Below are 19,195 nucleotides of genomic sequence, written 5' to 3' on the forward strand. Positions count from 1 at the left end.
CGTCACCGTCGTGGTCAAGCTCTCCGTCATCGTGCCGTTCTACAACGTGCAGCAATACGCGCCCGACACCCTCAGAAGTCTGCGAGCGAACGCACGCGACGACTTCGAATTCATTCTCGTCGACGACTGCTCCAAGGACGAGACACCGGACATTCTCGCGCGCGCCGAGCGCGAGCTGCCCGGCGCGGTCGTCGTGCGACACGAACGGAACGGAGGACTCGCGGCCGCCCGCAACACCGGGCTCGACAGGGCCCGCGGCGAATACCTCGCCTTCCTGGACGGCGACGACTGGCTCGCACCCGGCTACTACGCCCGCCTCCTCGCCGCCATAGAGGACCTGGGCTGCGACTTCGTGCGCACGGACCACGTCCAGTGCACGGCGCGGGCCCGCTCGGTGCACCGTTTCCCGCACGGTCTGCGCGACGTCGTCATGGACCCGCGCGCGGCGATCCTGCCGGCCGACCGCTCGACCGCCGTCGACTACGCGTACGCGTGGGCCGGCATGTACCACCGGCGGCTCGCCGACGAGGGGCTGCTGCACTTCACCGACGGGCTTCGTACGGCGGAGGACAGGCCGTGGATCTGGCGGCTGCACCGCGAGGCGAAATCCTTTGCGGCGGTCAGCCCTCTGGGCGTTTTCTATCGCCGCGGCGTCTCGTCCTCGCTCACTCAGATCGGTGACGTACGGCAGCTCGATTTCATCCGGGCATTCGACCAGGTTGTCCGGGAAACGGCACAGGACCGGGATGCGGAACTGCTTCTGCCGAAGGCCGTGCGTACGTACTGCGCCATCATTTCCCACCACTTGGGATCCATCGAAAGGTTCGAACCGCCCGTGGCCCGCACATTGAAGTCGCTCAGCGCGGCCGCGCTCAAGCGCATGCCGCAGGGGGTGCTCGACGACGCGCTCGACTCGATGGACACCCAGCGGGCCACGCGCCTGCGCCGGCTGCGCCGCCGCCCGGTCCGCGCGGAGGTCACGGCATGACGACGCGCACGACGAATCGTGGCACCACGCGCGGTACGACGCGCATCCTGCTGGCCTCGACCCTGTACGGCGCCGCGACGCTCGCGGCCGCCATGGACGCGGACCAGTTCGCCCCGGCGGACCGCACGCTGCTGCTGGTCGCCAACAACGCGGCGACGCCCGAGACCACGCCCGCCGTCGACGAGATGCCCGGCTTCGAGCAGTTGCGGGACCGCTTCGACGGCATCCTGTCGTGGAACGAGGCCATCTCACCCTTCCACCCCGGCAGTTGGTCGCCGCGCACCGACGACATCCCGCTGTGGGAACGCTACTTGCGGCTCACGTGGGACCTCGGCGACGACAACGTCGAGCTCGCCGTGGAGTCCATCCAGGTCAGTCCGGCGATGGCGGTCGCACAGATCTTCGCGGGCGCTCCGGTCGACGTGTACGCGGACGGCCTGATGAGCTACGGGCCGACCCGCAACAAGATCGACCCGCTGATCGGCACGCGCGTGCGCCGCCTGCTCCACCTCGACCTGGTGCCGGGTCTGAAGCCGCTGCTGCTCACGGAGTTCGGCGTCGAGCCCGAGGTCGTCCCTACAGAGGTCTTCCTCAAGGTGCTCGCCGACCTGGGCGACGCGGCGGGCGAACTCCCGCGCCTGCCCGGCGAACCGGCGCTCCTCCTCGGCCAGTACCTCTCCGCGCTCGGTATCCTCACGGCCGAGGAAGAGGAGGACCTGCACGTCCGGATGATGCGCGGCGCCGCCCAACTCGGCCACAAGCACGTGGTGTTCAAACCGCACCCCACCGCCCCGGCCCGCTGGTCGCACCTCCTGGAGAAGGAGGCGGAACGCCTCGGCGTAGAGCTGACCGTCCTGGAGACGCCCGTCCTCGCCGAGGTCCTCTACCAGCGGATGCGCCCGGCCCTCGTCGTCGGCTGCTTCTCCACGGCGCTGCTCACCGCGAGCGCCCTGTACGGCATTCCGGTGGCGCGCGTCGGCACGTCGACCCTCCTGGACCGGCTCACACCGTACGAGAACAGCAACCGGGTGCCGGTCACCATCGTCGACGCACTGCTGCCCGCCCTGGCCGACCGTACGGCCGTCGAGGCACAGGAACAGCCGCTGCGCGTAGGTGAGTTGGACGAGCTGCTGCGCGCGGTCGGCTACGCCATGCAGGCCAAGATCTACCCGGAACTGCGCCGCCCCGCCGAGCGCTATCTCGCGACCCGCCTCGACAACCACACCTGGCGCTACTTCAAGCGGCGCCGCCTGACCTCCCTCGCCCTGCCCGGCGCGCTCCCGTCCCAGTTCGCCTTCATCCCGCGCAACGCGACGGTGCGCAGGGTCGCGAAGCGGGCCCGCTCCCTCAAGCGGGCGGCCGTCAAGCGGGCGGCCCTCGGATGACGGCTCCCGGCACGACGCTGCCTCCGCTCCCCGCACCCCAGACGGAGCCACAGGCGAAGGCCGTGCGCACGCGCCCCACGTCCCGCCTGTACGCCCTGGACGGACTGCGGCTGCTCGCGGCGCTGATGGTGGCGGCGTACCACTACGGGGGGCGGGACGGCGAGGTCTCCCAGGCCTGGGGGTCGTCGCCGCAGGCCCAATTCCCCACGCTGCACGGCTGGTTCGCGTACGGCTGCCTGGGCGTGCAGATCTTCTTCGTGATCAGCGGGTTCGTGATCTGCATGAGCGGCTGGGGCAGACCTCTGCGCTCCTTCTTCGCGTCGCGCGCGGCCCGCCTCCTGCCCTCGTACTGGGTGGCGATCGTCCTGGTGACGGCCGTCTTCGCGCTGCCGGTCGTGGTCTACAAGGCGGTGTCGCCCAGCGACGCGCTCGTGAACCTGACGATGTTGCAGCAACCCCTGGGCGTGGACCGGGTGTTGGGGGTCTGCTGGACGCTCTGGGCGGAGCTGCGCTTCTACGCCCTGTTCGCTCTCTGCGTCGTCCTGCCTGGCGCGACCCGGCACCGGGTGGTGCTGTTCTGCGCGGTGTGGACGCTGGCCGCGGTGCTCGCGGAGGGCTCGGGCGAGCCGCTCGCGACGCTCGTCCTGATGCCGGAGTACGCGCCGTTCTTCATCGGCGGCATCGGCCTGTACCTGGTCCACCGCGACCGGCGCGACGTCACGGCGTGGGGCATCGTCGCGGTGAGCTGGCTGATCGGGCAGCACTTCGCGGTCGACCGGACGTGGCACGCGCCGAACCCGGACTTCTTCTCCTACCGCTCCTCGTTCGGGATCGTCGCGGTGATCACGCTCGGTTTCGCGGCGGTGACGGTGATCGCGCTCGGCTGGACGGCCTGGGCGAACTGGCGCTGGCTGACGGTCGCCGGCGCCCTCACCTACCCCTTCTACCTGGTCCACGAGCACCTGGGCTGGGTGGCGATCGCGGCCCTGCATCGACGCGCGGGACTGCCGTCGTGGGCCACGTTCGGCGCGACGGTCGCCGCGATGCTGACCCTCGCCTGGCTGCTGAACCGCTACGTCGAGAAATGGGCGACGCCGCTGATCCGCAGATCGCTCAACCGGGACCCGCGAGCCGCTCAGCGCACCCCGTAGCGCGCCTCGATCCCCGCGACGATGAGCCGCAGCCCCTCCTCGAACCGCTCGTCGTACGCCGCGAAGAGCTGACCGCCCGCGGCGGCGGCGAGCGGGTAGTCGGCGAGCTTCTGCGCGCGCTCCGCCACGTCGACGACGGGATCCTTCTGGGGGCCCGCGTCGCCGGGCGGCGGCTGCATGCCCTGCTCCTCGGTGACGAACCCGAGCGTGTACATGTACGCGGTGGTGCTCGCCCAGGCGGCCTGGTCGGCGGTGAAGCCGAAATCGATGAGCAGGCGCAGGTTCGCCTCCAGTTCCGGACCGTGGTCGGTGCCCGTGAACCGTGAGCCGCTGAAGACCTTCGCGCCGTCGCGGTAGCTCAGGAGCGTGGCGCGCAGCTGCTGGTTGCCCTGGACCAGCCACTCCTGCCAGGCGCCCGCCGGCTCGTATCCGGCCTCCCCGCCCACTTCGGTCATCCGCCGGAACATCACAGTCGCCATCTCGTCGAGCAGCGCCTGCTTGTTCTTGAAGTGCCAGTACAGGGCGGGTGCCTGCACGTTCAGCTGCTTGGCGATGGCGCGCAGCGTCAGGCCTTCGAGTCCCACGTCGTTCAGCAGGTCGAGGGCGGTGTCGGCGACGTGACTCCGGTCGAGCCCGGGCTTCTCGTTCTGCTTCTTCTTCTCGGCCACGCTTGACAGTTTAACGCCGTTAAGGCCATGCTCGAAACATCGAACTTAACGGCGTTAAGGAGTCGGTGATGGACGCGGCGATGAATGGTGTGGCGACGGACGTACTGATCGTGGGCGCGGGTCCGACGGGCCTGGCGCTCGCGGTCGACCTGGCGCGGCGCGGGACGCGGGCGATGCTGGTCGAGCGGGCGGACGGCCTGTTCCCCGGCTCGCGCGGCAAGGGCCTGCAGCCGCGCACCCAGGAGGTGCTGTACGACCTCGGGGTCCTGGACGCGATCCACGCGGCGGGCACGCGGTACCCGAGCATGCGGGTCTGGGAGGGCTCGGAGCCCGGCCAGGAGTGGGACATGATGGAGCGCTCCGAGCCGAGCGAGCAGGTCCCTTACGCGGAGGGCTGGTTGATACCGCAGGCCCGCACGCAGGAGGTGCTGTACGCGCGGCTGCGTGATCTGGGCGGCGAGGTCCGCTTCGGCGCGGCGCTGAGCGGTCTCGCGCAGGACGCGGAGGGCGTGACGGCGTCGTTCGAGGACGGCTCGGCGGTGCGGGCGCGGTACGCGGTGGCGGCGGACGGCGGCCGCTCCACGGTCCGGCGGGCGCTCGGGATCGGTATGACCGGGGAGACCGTGGACCCGAAGCCGATGCTGGTGGCGGATGTGCGGATCACGGACGACGCACCGCTGCCGGACACCCACTGGCATGTGTGGCCGAAGGCGCCGGAGGGCGGCGTGGCCTTCTGCCCGCTGCCGCCCGACGCGTCGCGGCCGGGCCGCGTCTTCCAGCTGGCGGCGCAGTTCGCGGACGAGTCGGCGGTGGTGGACCCGTCACCGGAGGCGGTGACCAAGCTGCTGGCCACCCGCACCGCGCTCTTCGAGGAACACATCGCCGAGGTGCTGTGGGCCTCGGACTTCAAGGCGCGGGCGGCGCTGGCGGACCGATTCCGGGTGGGCCGGGTCTTCCTCGCGGGCGACGCGGCGCACATCCACTCCCCGGCTGGCGGCCAGGGCCTGAACACGAGCGTGCAGGACGCGTACAACCTGGGCTGGAAGCTGGCGGCGGTGCTGTCCGGCGCACCGGCACGGCTCCTGGACACGTACGAGGAGGAGCGGATGCCGGTGGCGGAGGGCATCCTCGGCATCAGCACCCGGATCCACCGCGCGAGCGCCGGGGGCCCGCCCACGCAGCGAGGCAAGGAGGTGCAGCAACTGGGCATCGGGTACCGGGAGTCGGCGCTGACCCGGGAGACCCGGCCGGGCCTCGCGGACGACTCGCTGCGGGCGGGCGACCGGGCACCGGACGGGCGGCGGGGCGGGGTGCGGCTGTTCGACGCGTTCCGGGGCCCGCACTGGACGCTGCTCGCGGTGGGCGTGGAGGGCGAACTCCCGCGCGCGCACGACGCGTCCATACGCACGGCCCGCATCCCGGCCTACGAGGCATACGGCCGGGGAGTGTTCCTGATCCGCCCGGACGGCTATGTGGCGTGGGCCGGGGAGACGGCGGAGGGGGTGGAGAGGTACCTGGCGGAGACGGGGGTGGCGTGACCGGACCGACCGGCCTCCGCGGCGGGCCCTACACGCTGGCCAGCGACAGCTTCACCGCGAAGCCGAGGAAGAGGACTCCGGCGGCCGAGGTCGCACCCGCGGAGAGGCGCCTGCGGCGCCGGAAGGCGGCGGACAGCTTCATGCCGCTGAAGATCAGCGCCGACAGGTAGAGCACGCTGGCCGCCTGCGCGAAGGCGCCGAGCACCACGAAGGAGAGGGCGGGGTACGCGTAGGACGGGTCGACGAACTGCACGAAGAAGGCGATGAAGAACAGGATCGCCTTCGGGTTCAGCAGGCTGATCACGAACGCGCGGCGGAAGGGCCGCTCCTGGGCGGGCTCCTCCTCCGCGGCGCCGCGCTCGGCCGCGAGCCGCTCCTTGCGGGTGCGCCACATGCTCCACGCGGCGCGCATCATGCCGATGGCGAGCCAGGTCAGGTAGCCGGCGCCGGCGTACTTCACGATCCCGAAGATCAGGGAGTTCGCCTGGAGCAGGGAGGCGACCCCCGCGGCGGAGAGGGTCATCAGGACGGTGTCGCCGCACCACACGCCTGCGGCTGCCTTGTAGCCGGTGCGGATGCCGCGGCGGGCGCCGACGGAGAGCACATACAGCGAGTTCGGGCCCGGCAGGAGGATGATGAGGGCGAGGCCCGCGAGATAGGTCGGAAGATCGATGACACCCAGCATCCCGGGAGTCTCGCACGCACATCCGGTGCCCCGCCCACCGGTCCCGAATCCCGGACGCCGCACCGCCCCCACGCCTCGGGGCTCCGCCCCGGACCCCGCGTCTCAAACGCCGGCGGGGCTGTTTAGCCCCTGCGGCGATTGAGCAGCGGGGTCCGGGGCGGAGCCCCGTGAGCCCGGCCCCGGTGTTGGTCGGTCAGAACGTGTCCGACGGGACGTACGCGCCCCAGATCCCGCGGAGCGCGTCACAGATTTCGCCCACCGTCGCGCGGGCGCGCAGCGCGTCCTTCATCGGGTAGAGGACGTTGTCCTCGCCCTCGGCCGCCTTCTTCAGCGCGGCGAGCGCCGCATCAACCGCCCCCTGATCCCGCTCGGCCCGCAGCTTCGCGAGCCGCTCCACCTGCTGCGCCTCGATCGCCGGGTCGACGCGGTGCGGCTCGTAGGGCTCCTCCCCGTCGAGCCGGTAGCGGTTGACGCCTACCACGACACGTTCACCGGAGTCGGTCTCCTGCGCGATCTGGTACGCGCTGCGCTCGATCTCGGACTTCTGGAAGCCGCGCTCGATCGCGTTGACCGCGCCGCCCAACTCCTCGACCTTCTCCATGAGTTCGAGCGCGACGGCCTCCACGTCGTCCGTCATGCTCTCGACGACGTACGAGCCGGCGAACGGGTCCACCGTCGCCGTCACATCCGTCTCGTACGCGAGGACCTGCTGCGTACGCAGGGCCAGGCGCGCGGACTTGTCGGTGGGGAGGGCGATCGCCTCGTCGAAGGAGTTCGTGTGCAGCGACTGCGTACCGCCGAGGACCGCGCCGAGGCCCTGGACCGCGACGCGCACGAGGTTCACCTCGGGCTGCTGGGCGGTGAGCTGCACGCCGGCCGTCTGCGTGTGGAAGCGGAGCATCAGCGACTTGGGGTTCTTGGCGCCGAACTCCTCCTTCATCACCTTCGCCCAAATCCTGCGCGCCGCGCGGAACTTGGCGACCTCCTCCAGGATCGTCGTACGGGCGACGAAGAAGAACGACAGGCGCGGGGCGAAGTCGTCGACGTCCATGCCGGCCGCGACGGCCGTGCGGACGTACTCGATGCCGTCGGCGAGCGTGAAGGCGATCTCCTGCGCGGGAGAGGCACCCGCCTCGGCCATGTGGTAGCCGGAGATCGAGATGGTGTTCCACTTCGGGATCTCGGCCTTGCAGTACTTGAAGATGTCCGCGATCAGCCGCAGCGAGGGCTTGGGCGGGAAGATGTAGGTGCCGCGGGCGATGTACTCCTTGAGCACGTCGTTCTGGATGGTGCCGGTGAGCTTGTCGGCCGCCACCCCCTGCTCCTCGCCCACGAGTTGGTACATCAGCAGCAGCAGCGCGGCCGGGGCGTTGATCGTCATCGACGTGGAGACCTTCTCCAGCGGGATGCCGCCGAGCAGGACGCGCATGTCCTCGACGGAGTCGATCGCGACGCCCACCTTGCCGACCTCACCGGACGCGATCGGGGCGTCGGAGTCGTGGCCCATCTGGGTCGGCAGGTCGAAGGCGACGGACAGGCCCATCGTGCCGTTCTCGATGAGCTGCTTGTATCGGGCGTTGGACTCGGTGGCCGTACCGAACCCGGCGTACTGGCGCATCGTCCACGGGCGGCCCGTGTACATCGTCGGGTAGACACCGCGCGTGTAGGGGTACGCGCCCGGTTCGCCCAGCTTGCGGTCCGGGTCCCAACCCCCCAGAGCCGACGGGCCGTAGACCGGCTCGATGGGCAGTCCGGACTCGGATTCGCGCGCCATGGTTGTGCCTCCAGCGATTACTTGCCGATGCTTACTTGCCAGTAGTGAACGACCCTCGCGACGGACTGTAGCGGCGGGCGTGCGGCCAGTGGAGAGTCCCGCGCTGGGACCTTGCTCACAAGCTTTCCCACGTTTCGACGTGGGCAGTATCCGCGGGACGAGAGAGAACGGCTCGGCAGGCGGGGGATGTCATGCGGACAGCAGTCCTACGTTCGATGATCGGCGTCACCGGGATGGTCATCCTGGTGGGCGGCTGCAAGGCCCAGGCCGTGGAGGGCGGGCGGACACCCGGCTCGCCCACTTCACCAACTTCGGCACACACGCCCTCCGGCCGCGACGACGCGAAGCCCTCCGCGCCACCTTCCGCACCCCCCGCCCCCAAGGTCCTCCTCGCTCCCGGCGACAGGTCCAAGGACGTACGCGAACTGCAGGCGCGGCTGCGCCAAGTGGCTTGGCTCTACAACGGGCCCACGGGCACGTACGACGACGTGACGGCCGACGCGGTCAAGGGGTTCCAGGGCAAGCGCGGGCTGCCGCGCACCGGTGAGACGGACGCCGTGACCTGGCAGCGGCTGCTGCGGATGACGCACGAGCCGGGCAAGTGGGAGCTGTACCAGTTCGGCGGGCAGCCCCCGGCGAAGCCGGATCCGCGCTGTATGACGGGGCGGGTGATCTGCATCAGCAAGACCAGTCGCACGTTGGCGTGGATGGTGGACGGCAGGCGCGTGCTGACGACCGAGGTGCGGTTCGGGTCCCAGTACACGCCGACCCGCGAGGGTGTGTTCCACGTCGACTTCAAGTCCCGGCACCACGTCTCGACGCTCTACGACTCCCCCATGCCGTACGCGATGTTCTTCAGCGGCGGCCAGGCGGTGCACTACTCGTCGGACTTCGCGGCGCGCGGGTACGCGGGGGCCTCGCACGGCTGTGTGAACGTCAAGGACGAGCGGGCGATCGCGCGACTGTTCGCGCGGGTCAGGACCGGCGACAAGGTCGTCGTCTACTGGTGAGCGTTCCTGCGGGGTGAAGTGTTGAGTGGCGCGGGTGGGACCGGGGGAACGTGTCCCACCCGCGCCAGCGGCACTGAGCTCCGGATACGGGGGGGAACCCGGGCTCGTGCGCTGCCGATGACCAGTCGGCTCACTTATTACTGCGCCGCGGCTTCCAGAAACGTCACACCCGGCGCGCAACCTTTCTGACCCGTTACGTTTCCGCAGGTCACAGGGTCGGTACCGCACTGGAGGTCGGGCTGGGGCTGGAGGAGGTGCTGGGGCTGGGGCTCGGGCTCGCGGTGCCGCCCGGGTCGCCGTCCTCGTCCTCGTTGCCGCTCCCGCGGTCGCCGTTGCCCTTGCCGTCCGACCCGCCCGACCCCTTGCCGTCGTCCGAGGCGCTCTGGCTGTCCGAGTCGTCCTGGCTGTCCGTGTGCTGCGAGGTGGTCCTGTCGGCCGACGCGGTGGGGGTTCTGTCGCGGGTCAGGACGCGGTCGCAGAAGCGGTCGAGGCTCCGCTTGTCCTGACCGAGCGCCTTCGCGGACGCCTCCAGGCGCTGCACGTCCGCGGCGCCGGACTGCCCGCCGCGGTACTTGCGGCAGGTGTCGACGAGCTTGCGCGCCTGGGCCCTCGCCCCTTCGGTGCCGGTCACGCCCGGTCCGGGGCCGCGCCCCTTGGACGTACGGCCGTCGCCGGGGGCGCCCTTGTCCTTGCCGCCGGACGGGGAGCCGGAGGCGGGCCCGCTGCCGGAGTCGCCGGACGGCTCCGTCGGGCTCGGCACCGCGTGGCCGTCCTCCGTGACCCCCGCGGAGGCCGAGGCGAGCGGCCGCTCGGGGCTCGCGGCGGCGGACACGGACGCGGCCGGCGCCGGATCGCCCGACCCGCGGAACGGCGAGGGCAGCACGCCCGTCCCCGCGGCGACCGCGACCCCGCCGACCATGCACGCGGCGAACGCGGCGACGGCCCCGAGCCGCGCGGGGCGGCCCCAGAGCGAACGCCGCCCGGACGCCTTCGGGCCCGACCTGGCGGACCGCCGGTCGCGCCCCGCACGCGCGCCCCCTCCCACGGAACCGCTCACAACACCACTCACAACACCGTGCACTACGCCATCCACAGCACCGTTCACTGCGCCGTTCACAGCCGCGACGGCGCGCGTCTCGCGGAACGCCTTCAACGCGACTTCCTCGCCCGGGAGTTCACCCTCGGGGCCGGCCGGCACCTCGGCCAGCATGTGCAGCGCGGCGGTCAGCCTGTCGGCCCGCCGGGCGTCGTCTCCGGATACGGCCGGGGCCTCTCCGCGCAGCAGGCGGTCCGCCGCGTCGCGGTTAAGCCACTTGTCGTGCTCGTCGGCCATCACATGTCCTTCTGCGTCCGCGAACGCGAATGCGTCACACCTGCGGACGTCGACGTACGAGTGCGGTCGCGCCGTGGAGTCGGTACCGCTTCGAGGGAGTCGGCGGTGTTCCCGTCCTTGTCCGCCGCGGGTTCGGCGGCGCCGAGCAGTTCGGCGAGCCGCTTCAGGCCGCGGTGGGCGGCGGTGCGGACCGCGCCGGGCCGCTTGCCGAGGGTCTGCGCGGCGTTCTTCGCGTCGAGCCCGACGACGACGCGCAGCACGACGGCCTCGGCCTGGTCCTGCGGCAGCTCGGAGATGAGGGCCATGGCGCTGCCGGTGGCCAGGGACTCCATGGCCTCGTCGGCGGTGTCGGAGAGGGCGGGTCGGCCGGTGAGCTCGGTCTCGTCGCCGCCGATGGCGGGCCGGCGTCCCCGCATGCGTATGTGGTCGAGCGCGCGGTTGCGGGCGATCCGGGCGGCCCAGCCGCGGAACCGGTCGGCGTCGCCCTCGAACCGGTCGATGTCGCGGGCTATCTGCAGCCAGGCCTCCGACGCGACGTCCTCCGCGTCCGGGTCGCCGACGAGCGTGCGTACGTATCCGAGCAGGCGTGGGTGCACGGCGCGGTACACGGTCCGGAACGCGGCCTCGCTCCCGTCCCGCGCCGCAAGCACCGCGGTGGTCAGCTCCGCGTCGTCCCCCAGCACTCCCCTGCCCCTGCCCTGCTTTGGCCGTGAAGCCGTGTGCGCCGTCGATACGGGTGCGCGCGCCCGGCGCGAACCAGAACGCTACGGCCTGAACTTCCTCGCGTCCATGTTCGTACAACAGACAACCAACGGTGTCCCAGGGTGGTGTGACAGAAAACGCACCGGCGGCGCTGAACCAAGTACGGGCCGCTCGCGACCCGTGACGCGCGGCGGCCGGGGTCTCTCCTGTGGGGGGTGGCGACCTCGGCCGTCCCGCTTATGAGCTGCCGCCCGGCTCGGCGTGCGTGCCCCCGCCCCCCCGTAGGCACACGCCTCGGGGCTCCGCCCCGGACCCCGCGCCTCAAACGCCGGCGGGGCTGATCTCGGACACGTGACGTGCGCCACATCCGCACAACCAGTACCCCTCCTTGACCGTCGTTCGCTGGATAGAGCAGCTACCCGCGCGTCACGCGGGATCCATGTGAACTTCATTGAGGGGTGGGGCAATTGAGCCCGCGACATTCGCGAGCGAGAGCGAAGGCGGACGACGCCCGCGGATCGCACGCGTACAAGCCGCTGAGTCTCAAGCGGAGAGCGTGGATCACGATGGGGGCGGTCGTCGTCGGCGGCGCCGGAGTCGTGTCGTACGCGATGGCCGACCCGGGGACGGAGGTGGCCGATACCGCCGCCTACCGGGCCGCGTCCGTGCACACGTTGAGCATGGAGACGAAGAGCGACCGGAAGGTCGTCCCGCAGAAGTCGACGCAGCGGTTCAACGCGGTGTCGGTGACGTGGAAGGACCCCGCGGAGAAGCTCGACGGCACCGCCCAGTTCCGGGCGCGCGGCGCCGAGACCGGTGCGTGGGGGGCCTGGACCACCCTGCCGGAGGAGACCAACGACTCCGACGGCGCCGAGCGCGCGGGCTCCGACATCCGCGGCGGCACCTCCTCCGTGTCCACGGCAAGCACCTCGACCGGCGTCGAGGTGCGTGTCGTCGACGCCGACGGCCGGGCCAAGGACCTGCCCGCCGGGATGGACGTCAAGCTCATCGACCCCGGCACCGGCACCCGCAAGGGCGGCACCGAACCCGCCGCGTTCACGGCCGACGAGACGCCGCCCGCGGCCCGCCCCTCGACCGTCGTGAAGCCGACGATCATCCCCCAGTCCGTGTGGGGCCCCGGCCTCGCGCACGACGGAACTCCCGTGTACGACACGGAGATCAAGGCCGCCGTCGTGCACCACACCGGCGTGGACTCGGACAACCAGGTGCCCTGTGCGCAGACCGCTCAGCGGCTCCGCGAGATTCAGCAGGACCATGTCGGCAAGGGTTATTACGACATCGGCTACAACTTCGTCGTCGACCGCTGCGGCCAGATATTCGAGGGCCGCACCGGCGGCATGGACCTGCCGGTGCACGGCGCCCACGACTACGGGTTCAACACGGACACCGTCGGCATCTCCTACATCGGCAACTTCGAGAAGGCCAAGCCGACGAAGGCGGCGCTCGACGCCATCTCCCGCGTCACCGCCTGGAAGTTCGGCCAGTACGGCCTCAAGGCCACCGACAAGGTGACGCTGACGTCCAACGGCGATCTGGGCACCGACGGCAACAAGGTCGCCAAGGACACCACCATCACGCTGCCGCGGGTCTTCGGTCACAAGGACACCAACACCACCCTGTGCCCCGGCGCGAACCTGTACCCGAAGCTCGGCCGCATCGCGACGCAGGCCGCCACCCCGGGCATCTCGCACGCCCTGGCCTCGCAGAACGTCGTCGGCGACGCCACGGACGACATCGTCTCCGGCCTCCCGAAGGGGTCCAGCGGCGGCCAGATCGCCATCGTGCCCGGCAGCGCCGCGGGGCCCACGGCCACCGGCAAGAAGCTGATCTCGCAGTCGACCGCCGACATCCCCGGCGCGGGTGAGAGCGGTGACGAGTTCGGCGCCTCCACCGCCACCGGCGACATCAACGGCGACGGCGCCACCGACATCGTCGTCGGCCAGCCCGGCGAGGACGACACGGCGGGCCACTCCAACCGCGGCGCGTACACCATCCTGTACGGCCCGGCCTTCACCTCCGGCACCGGCGTCAACATCGACGGCAGCTATGAGCTGACCAACGCGCGCTTCGGCTCCGCGGTGGCCGTCGGCGACTTCAACGCGGACGGCACGGCCGACGTGTTCGCCGCCTCCACCGGCACCGGCGGCACCTGGAGCGCCCGCTACGGCGACGGCTGGGACTCCGACTCCACGATCACCTCCACCGAGGACAACCTGTCCTACGCGGACGCCGCGTCCGGCGACTTCAACCGGGACGGCTACGCGGACGTCGCGCTGAACTACCGCGACGGCAGCAGCCTCGGCAAAGTCGTCTGGTACAAGGGCGGCGAGGGCGGCCTGCGCAAGGCCGCGACGCTGACCGTCAAGGGCGGCCGCTCCATCGGCGCGGGCGACATCAACGGCGACGGCATCGACGACATCGCCATCGGCCAGCCGTACACCGCCGAGTCCGGCGCGGCGGCGGGCGGCCAGGTCACCTTCGTCAAGGGCTCGCTGCCGACGTCCACGACCGCGGGCGGACTGACCCCCACGGGTGCCAAGTCCGTCAACCAGGGCACCTCGGGCGTCCCAGGCGCCGCCGAGGCGGGCGACGCGATGGGCGCCTCGATCGCGGTCGGCGACTACAACCTCGACGGCTACGCGGACGTGCTCGCGGGCGCCCCGAACGAGGACATCACCCGCGACGGCAAGAACCGCTCCAACGCCGGTAACTCGGTTCTCCTGAAGGGGGCTTCGACCGGGATCACCGGCACCGGCGCGCTCACCGTCACCCAGGACACCGCCGGCGTCCCCGGTTCCACCGAGACCGACGACAACCTCGGCTCGGCCGTCGCCCTGACCGACCTCTCCGGCTACGGCCGCGCCGACCTGGTGCTCGGCACGGCGGGCGAGAACACGGGCGAGGGCAACCTGACGTACGTACCGAGCAACTCCAGCGGTCTGGGTCTGTCCTCGACGAAGACCTTCACGAAGACCACGCTAGGCACGTCGGCGACGGCGCGCATAGGCGCCAACTTGGCGCCGTAGTAAGCGAATTGCACCAGCGAGGGCCGTGGGGGCCGTTCAGTCCCCCACGGCCTTCTCCTTTACGTCATCTACGTCACCGGGTGCCGGCACCGCGTCTCCCGCGCCCGGTGCCCGCGGCGCGTTCACCACGACCGCCGCGATCACCGCCGCGAGCAGCACCGAGGCCACCGCCCACCACGTCGCGACGTTGAACCCGTGCACGGCGGCGCGCGAGGCGAGCGCGCGGCGGTCGGCGCCGGGCGTCGCGTGCTCGGTGAGGTACCGGGCGGTGACGCTCGCCGCGATCGTGTTGAGCAGCGCCGTGCCGATCGAACCGCCCACCTGCTGCGCCGTGTTGAAGGTCGCGGAGGCCGCGCCCGCGTCCTGCGGGGCGACGCTGCCGGTGGCGAGCGACACCGACGTCATCATGGCCGTGCCCATGCCGAGCCCGAGCATCAGCATGCCCGGCAGCAGGTGCGAGGCGTACGCGGGCTCGGTCCCCACCTGCGCGATGATCGCGAGGCCGCCCGCCGCGAGGACGAGACCCGGAACCATCAGGGTGCGCGGCGGCACCCGGTGCAGCAGCCGCGCGGCGATCTGCGTCGAGCCGACGATCATGCCCGCCGTGATGGGCAGATAGGCGACACCCGTCCTCACCGGCGAGTATCCGAGCACGCGCTGCATGTAGTACGTCAGGAAGAGGAAGACGCCGAACATGCCGACGGTCACGAACAGGATCGTGAGGAATGCCCCGACGCGCTGCCGGTCACTGACCACGGAGATCGGCAGCAGCGGGACCCGCGCCCGGCTCTGCCACCACCCGAAGAGCGCGAGCAGCGCGACGCCGCCGATGAGCAGCGTGAGCACCAACGCGTCGTCCCAGGACCGGGATTCGGCCTCCGAGAACCCGTAGACGATGGCCAGCATCCCCGCGCAGCCGAGCACGGCGCCCGGCACGTCGAGGTGCGGATCGGTCATCACCCGGCCGCCGTGCAGCAGCACCAGGGCCCCGGCGAACGCCGCGAGCGCGATGGGTACGTTGACGTACAGGCACCAGCGCCAGTCGAGGTACTCGGTGAGGAAGCCGCCCGCGAGGAGCCCGATGGCGGCGCCCGCCCCGACGATCGCCCCGAACACGCCGAACGCCCGGCTGCGCTCCCGTGGTTCGGTGAACGTCGTGGCGAGGAGCGAGAGCGCGGCGGGCGCGAGCAGCGCCGCGAACACGCCCTGCAGGGCCCGCGCCCCGAAGAGCATCCCGGGCCCCGTCGCGGCGCCGCCCAGCGCGGACGCGGCGGCGAACCCCAACAGGCCGACGCAGAAGGCGAGTTTGCGGCCGATCAGGTCCGTGATCCGCCCGCCGAGCAGCAGCAGACCGCCGAAGGCGAGCGTGTACGCGGTGATGACCCACTGCCGGTTGCCGTCGGTCATGCCAAGGTCGGCCTGGGCCGAGGGCAGCGCGATGTTCACGATCGTCATGTCGAGGACGACCATCAGCTGGGCGCCCGCGATGACGACGAGGGCCCACCAACGATTGGGGTCTCCCCTGCTCGAGCGAAGCCGAGAGCTTGGGGAAGGGTCGGGCGGCGGCCCGTCCTGGGGCTGTGCGGTGGGGCGGGTTTCGGCCATCGGACTCGGCCTCCTCCATCGACGGCTGCGCGGGCCTGCTGGCGCGCATCGCCTCCCATCCTCCGCCCATACGCCCCGTTTTGCACCGGCGCGTGCGGCACGTCTCCGAGAGCCGGGCCGAGGACGTCAGCCGCGCCCCCGCGCGCGCCGCGAGACGGCCGCCCGCAGCACTCTGCGCCCCTCCGTCGAGACGACCAGCGCCTGCCGAAGGCCGCCCGCGCCACCGCCCGCGAGCAGCTCCAGGATCTGCGTCTGGCGGCGCAGTTCGGCCGCGACGAGCGGCGACATCCCCTCGGTGCTGCCCTCGCGGCGCGCGCTCACGCCGACCGCCCGGTCCTCCGTCACATCGAGCATCCGGTGCACCTGGAGCGCGGCCACCGAACAGGCGTCCGCCCACTCCCGCCACGCCTCGGCCACCGCCCGCTCCGGCGCGGCCCCGAGCATCCGCCGCACCAGCTCGGCGGCCTCGCCCTCGCCCGCGGCGCCCTTCAGCGCGCCGCGCGCCGCCACGAGCCGCGCGCCCCAGTCCGCGCCGCCCTCCGCGAGGCTCGCCCACAGCGGGCGCAGCACGTCCTCCTCGGGGTCGCCGGGCCCGCCGACGCCGAGCAGCGGCACACACCGGTCGAGGCAGCCGAGCCCGCTCGTGGCGAGGCCGCGCTCATCGGCCTCCGCGATCAGTTCCACCAGGCTCATGGACGCAACGCTCCTCCGGACACGGATCCAGCAATTCCCCTTGCCGCCTACGTATCCCACTGCGTCCGCGCGGCGCGGAACGTCACAGTGAACGTCACGTCACCGCACGCCGAGCCGGTCGAGGAAGCGGAAGAAGAGTTCCTCGGCGGAGGGCTCGGCGGCCGAGCGCAGCACCTCGTCGAGCGGCTCGATCGGCACCTCGCGGCCGCACTCGCCGGCCCAGGCGACGGCCCGCTCCGCGGCGTCACCGGGCGGCAGGAAGTAGTCCTCCAGGGCGCGTTCGTCGCCGCCGATGTACCCGGTCATCGCGGCGCGCCCCAGGCACGCCGTCCACGCGCCGCTCTCGGGCCCGGCCGCCTCGACGACCGCGCAGGCGGAGTCCATGACGTACGCGAACAGGGCGGGCGCCCCGGTCTCCGCCGCCAGCGCGTTCATGCTGCCCACGTCCCGCGCCTGCTCGCCGCCGCCGGGGCACTCCCACACCTGCCAGCCGGCGGCCCGCTCCTCAAGGAGCGTCAACTCCTCGCGCACCCCGCCCAGGGCCTCGCACTTGTCCAGCGGCTGAGCGCTTCTCGCGACCACGTAGTAGCCCCAGTAACCCATGTCCGTTCCCCCCGTCCCGGTGTACGCCACATGCGTCGTACCTGCGGCCGAATAGACCACAGCCGCAAGGGACTTCGCCACCGGAAACGGCGGATCGGGTCCTTCAGCCGTCCAGCTTGTCGGCCAGGGCGACGAACTTCGGCCAGGTCAGCTCCGGCTCCTTGGAGTCCCACAGCTTCTGCACGGTCGCCCGCAGCGGCATCCGGATGCCCTTCGCGACCTGCGCCGGGGTCTGCGCCCCCGAGAGGTCGCACCACACGGCGAAGGAGCCGCCGAGGATCTGGTCGTCGTACTTCGCGGGCACCGGGCTCTTCCCGCGCACGACGCGCGGCGTCCAGCTCTTGTAGATCCGCTCACCCGTCGGATAGACGAAGGTGTTGGGCTCGCCGAGGACGTAGTACAGGTACTCGTCGTTGTAGTTCGTCAGCTTGCGGCCCTCGTTCAGGTACTCGAGCGGCTCGCGCGCCCCGATCTCCTTGCCGGTCCAGTACGCGACCTCGATGTCCTTGTCCGCGTCGACGACCCCGCCCTTGTAGAAGCCGTCGTTCCAGGCCTTCAGGTGGCGGTCGTAGGGGGCCATGGTCTTCGCCCGGTCGTTGAGCCAGCCCTGGGCGAGGTCCTGGACCTTCGCGTTCGCCCCGTACTTCTTTCGCGCCGCACTGGCGAGCTGCGGGTAGGAGGTCTCGGGGTTCTCGCTCATCAGGGCCCGGTACTCGTCGGCGCCCAGGTGCCAGTACGCGCCCTTGAACAGCTTCGCGTACTCCTTCAGCAGATCGTCGACGATCTTCGCGGCGCCCGGCTTCGAGATGTCGACGGCGCCGCGCGCGGCCACCCCGCTCGCGTCGCGCAACTGCAGATCCGGGTGCGCGGCGATCACCGCGCCGAGGTGCCCCGGCGAGTCGATCTCCGGCACGACCGTGATGTGCCGCTCGGCGGCGAGCTTCAGGATGTCCCGCACCTCCGCCTTGCTGAGGTGCTCGTCCGAGACGACCTCGGGGTGCGAGTCGGACGCGATCCGGAAGGACTGGTCGTCGGAGAAGTGCAGCCCCAACTGGTTGTACTTGAGGTCCCCGATGTCCCGGATCCGGTCCTTGATCCAGTCGGCCGTGAAGTGCTTGCGCGCGATGTCGAGGCTGAACCCGCGCTGCGCCTTGGCGGGTTCGTCCGCGGTGACGCCCTCCGGCGCGGTGGCCCCGTCGTGCACCTCCTGCTTGAGCGTGCGCGTCCCGTAGTACACGCCGGTGTCGCTCGGCCCGACGATCCGCACGGTGCCCGCCTTCACCGACATCCGGTACGACTCCGGGTTGGCCCCGCTCTTCCCCCCGATCGCCAGCTCGACGTCGCCGGGCTCCGCGTCCTCCCCGGACCCCGCGTACTTCAGGTCCAGCTCGCCGGCGAGGAGCCGCCCCTCCTCCGCCAGTTCACGGTCCTTCACGACGACCCGGCCGCCGTCCGGCTTCCAGCCGGGACCGTGCGCGGGCGTGAAGTCACGTACCTCGGGGATCGTGTGCGCCGGCTTCGACAGCGGGTACGAACGGGTGGGCGAGGGCGCCGCGGACGACGCCGACTTCCCGTCGGACGGCGACCCGCCCCCACCCGAACACCCCACAACCGCAATCAGAACGACCCCAGTGGCAACGGCCACCAGAGCCTGCCGCTCCTTCTTCACGAACACCTCGCTGAACCCCGTCGAGCCGACACATACGCAGCCGACGTTAACGGCGGCTGCCCAGGGGCGCGGGGACGTGTCAATGTGCGGCTCCGCCGCGTGGCGCAAACGCAACCACGACGCGTCGGACACCCGCCAAGCAACCAGAACAACACCGGCACTGGTGCGCGCTGTCACCCACCCACACGCAAACACGCCGTCCGAGTGAATTTCACACATCCGCCGGACACTCACGACAAGCTCTGGCTAACGTTTACGCCACAACCACCCCTCACTTCCCCAAGCTCTCGGCTCCGCTCGAGCAGGGGAGACCCCATTCGCGGGAGACCGCTCTGCGCCCCCTC

15 protein-coding genes are annotated in these 19,195 nt (G+C 71.4%); 6 read left to right on the plus strand and 9 right to left on the minus strand.

Annotation, left to right across the window (positions count from 1 at the left end; translation table 11 throughout):
- Positions 1–10 precede the first annotated feature (10 nt).
- From ACWD2L_RS14900 to ACWD2L_RS14910, 3 genes are read left to right on the plus strand one after another with little or no spacing between them, the layout of a single operon-like run.
- A complete protein-coding gene (locus ACWD2L_RS14900; protein ID WP_351345099.1) occupies positions 11–988 on the plus strand; it encodes a glycosyltransferase family 2 protein in 978 nt (325 codons plus the stop codon).
- Positions 985–2,373 (plus strand): polysialyltransferase family glycosyltransferase, encoded by a 1,389-nt coding sequence (locus ACWD2L_RS14905; RefSeq protein ID WP_351345102.1) that lies wholly within the window; start codon positions 985–987, stop codon positions 2,371–2,373. The genes ACWD2L_RS14900 and ACWD2L_RS14905 overlap by 4 nt, the downstream gene beginning before the upstream one ends.
- The gene (locus tag ACWD2L_RS14910; RefSeq protein WP_451189729.1) at positions 2,370–3,524 is read left to right on the plus strand and encodes an acyltransferase family protein; all 1,155 of its coding nucleotides are present in this window, start codon (positions 2,370–2,372) and stop codon (positions 3,522–3,524) included. Before ACWD2L_RS14905 ends, ACWD2L_RS14910 begins: the two co-directional genes overlap by 4 nt.
- On the opposite strand, the gene ACWD2L_RS14915 is transcribed toward ACWD2L_RS14910, so the two are convergent.
- A complete protein-coding gene (locus ACWD2L_RS14915) occupies positions 3,509–4,192 on the minus strand; it encodes a TetR/AcrR family transcriptional regulator C-terminal domain-containing protein (protein ID WP_351345106.1) in 684 nt (227 codons plus the stop codon). The genes ACWD2L_RS14910 and ACWD2L_RS14915 overlap by 16 nt on opposite strands.
- Before the next feature lie 68 nt (positions 4,193–4,260).
- On the opposite strand from ACWD2L_RS14915, the gene ACWD2L_RS14920 reads away from it, so the two are divergent.
- Positions 4,261–5,730 carry an FAD-dependent monooxygenase gene (locus ACWD2L_RS14920; protein WP_351345109.1) on the plus strand — a complete coding sequence of 490 codons (1,470 nt, stop codon included), beginning with the start codon at positions 4,261–4,263 and terminating at the stop codon, positions 5,728–5,730.
- Positions 5,731–5,758: 28 nt separating this feature from the next.
- Here ACWD2L_RS14920 and leuE read toward each other — a convergent pair whose 3' ends face one another.
- Entirely contained in the window at positions 5,759–6,415 is a 657-nt protein-coding gene (gene leuE / locus ACWD2L_RS14925; RefSeq protein WP_351345112.1) for a leucine efflux protein LeuE, read from the minus strand.
- A gap of 193 nt (positions 6,416–6,608) precedes the next feature.
- Positions 6,609–8,189: an acyl-CoA mutase large subunit family protein gene (locus ACWD2L_RS14930; protein WP_351342220.1), complete on the minus strand. Its 1,581-nt coding sequence runs from the start codon at positions 8,187–8,189 to the stop codon at positions 6,609–6,611.
- 191 nt (positions 8,190–8,380) lie between these two features.
- Between ACWD2L_RS14930 and ACWD2L_RS14935 the strand changes: the two genes are divergently transcribed.
- Positions 8,381–9,199, plus strand: a complete 819-nt coding sequence (locus ACWD2L_RS14935) for a L,D-transpeptidase family protein (RefSeq protein ID WP_351342219.1) — start codon at positions 8,381–8,383, stop codon at positions 9,197–9,199.
- Positions 9,200–9,407: 208 nt separating this feature from the next.
- On the opposite strand, the gene ACWD2L_RS14940 is transcribed toward ACWD2L_RS14935, so the two are convergent.
- Positions 9,408–10,532: a hypothetical protein gene (locus ACWD2L_RS14940; protein ID WP_451189733.1), complete on the minus strand. Its 1,125-nt coding sequence runs from the start codon at positions 10,530–10,532 to the stop codon at positions 9,408–9,410.
- On the minus strand, positions 10,532–11,215 hold the full coding sequence (locus ACWD2L_RS14945; protein WP_351342216.1) for an RNA polymerase sigma factor: 684 nt from the start codon (positions 11,213–11,215) through the stop codon (positions 10,532–10,534). Before ACWD2L_RS14945 ends, ACWD2L_RS14940 begins: the two co-directional genes overlap by 1 nt.
- Positions 11,216–11,800: 585 nt before the next feature.
- Here ACWD2L_RS14945 and ACWD2L_RS14950 point away from each other — a divergent pair.
- Positions 11,801–14,281 (plus strand): N-acetylmuramoyl-L-alanine amidase, encoded by a 2,481-nt coding sequence (locus ACWD2L_RS14950; protein ID WP_351342214.1) that lies wholly within the window; start codon positions 11,801–11,803, stop codon positions 14,279–14,281.
- A gap of 36 nt (positions 14,282–14,317) precedes the next feature.
- Here the strand turns inward: ACWD2L_RS14950 and ACWD2L_RS14955 are convergent, their stop codons facing one another.
- From ACWD2L_RS14955 to ACWD2L_RS14970, 4 genes are all read right to left on the minus strand, one after another.
- On the minus strand, positions 14,318–15,886 hold the full coding sequence (locus ACWD2L_RS14955; RefSeq protein ID WP_351342212.1) for an MFS transporter: 1,569 nt from the start codon (positions 15,884–15,886) through the stop codon (positions 14,318–14,320).
- Positions 15,887–16,012: 126 nt separating this feature from the next.
- Positions 16,013–16,579 (minus strand): hypothetical protein, encoded by a 567-nt coding sequence (locus ACWD2L_RS14960; RefSeq protein WP_351342210.1) that lies wholly within the window; start codon positions 16,577–16,579, stop codon positions 16,013–16,015.
- 99 nt (positions 16,580–16,678) lie between these two features.
- Positions 16,679–17,182, minus strand: a complete 504-nt coding sequence (locus ACWD2L_RS14965) for a hypothetical protein (RefSeq protein WP_351342208.1) — start codon at positions 17,180–17,182, stop codon at positions 16,679–16,681.
- Positions 17,183–17,285: 103 nt separating this feature from the next.
- Complete coding sequence (locus ACWD2L_RS14970) at positions 17,286–18,827, minus strand: beta-N-acetylhexosaminidase (protein WP_451189738.1); 1,542 nt, start codon at positions 18,825–18,827, stop codon at positions 17,286–17,288.
- Positions 18,828–19,195 lie beyond the last annotated feature (368 nt).

This window comes from Streptomyces sp. NPDC002754 (genome assembly GCF_053592315.1).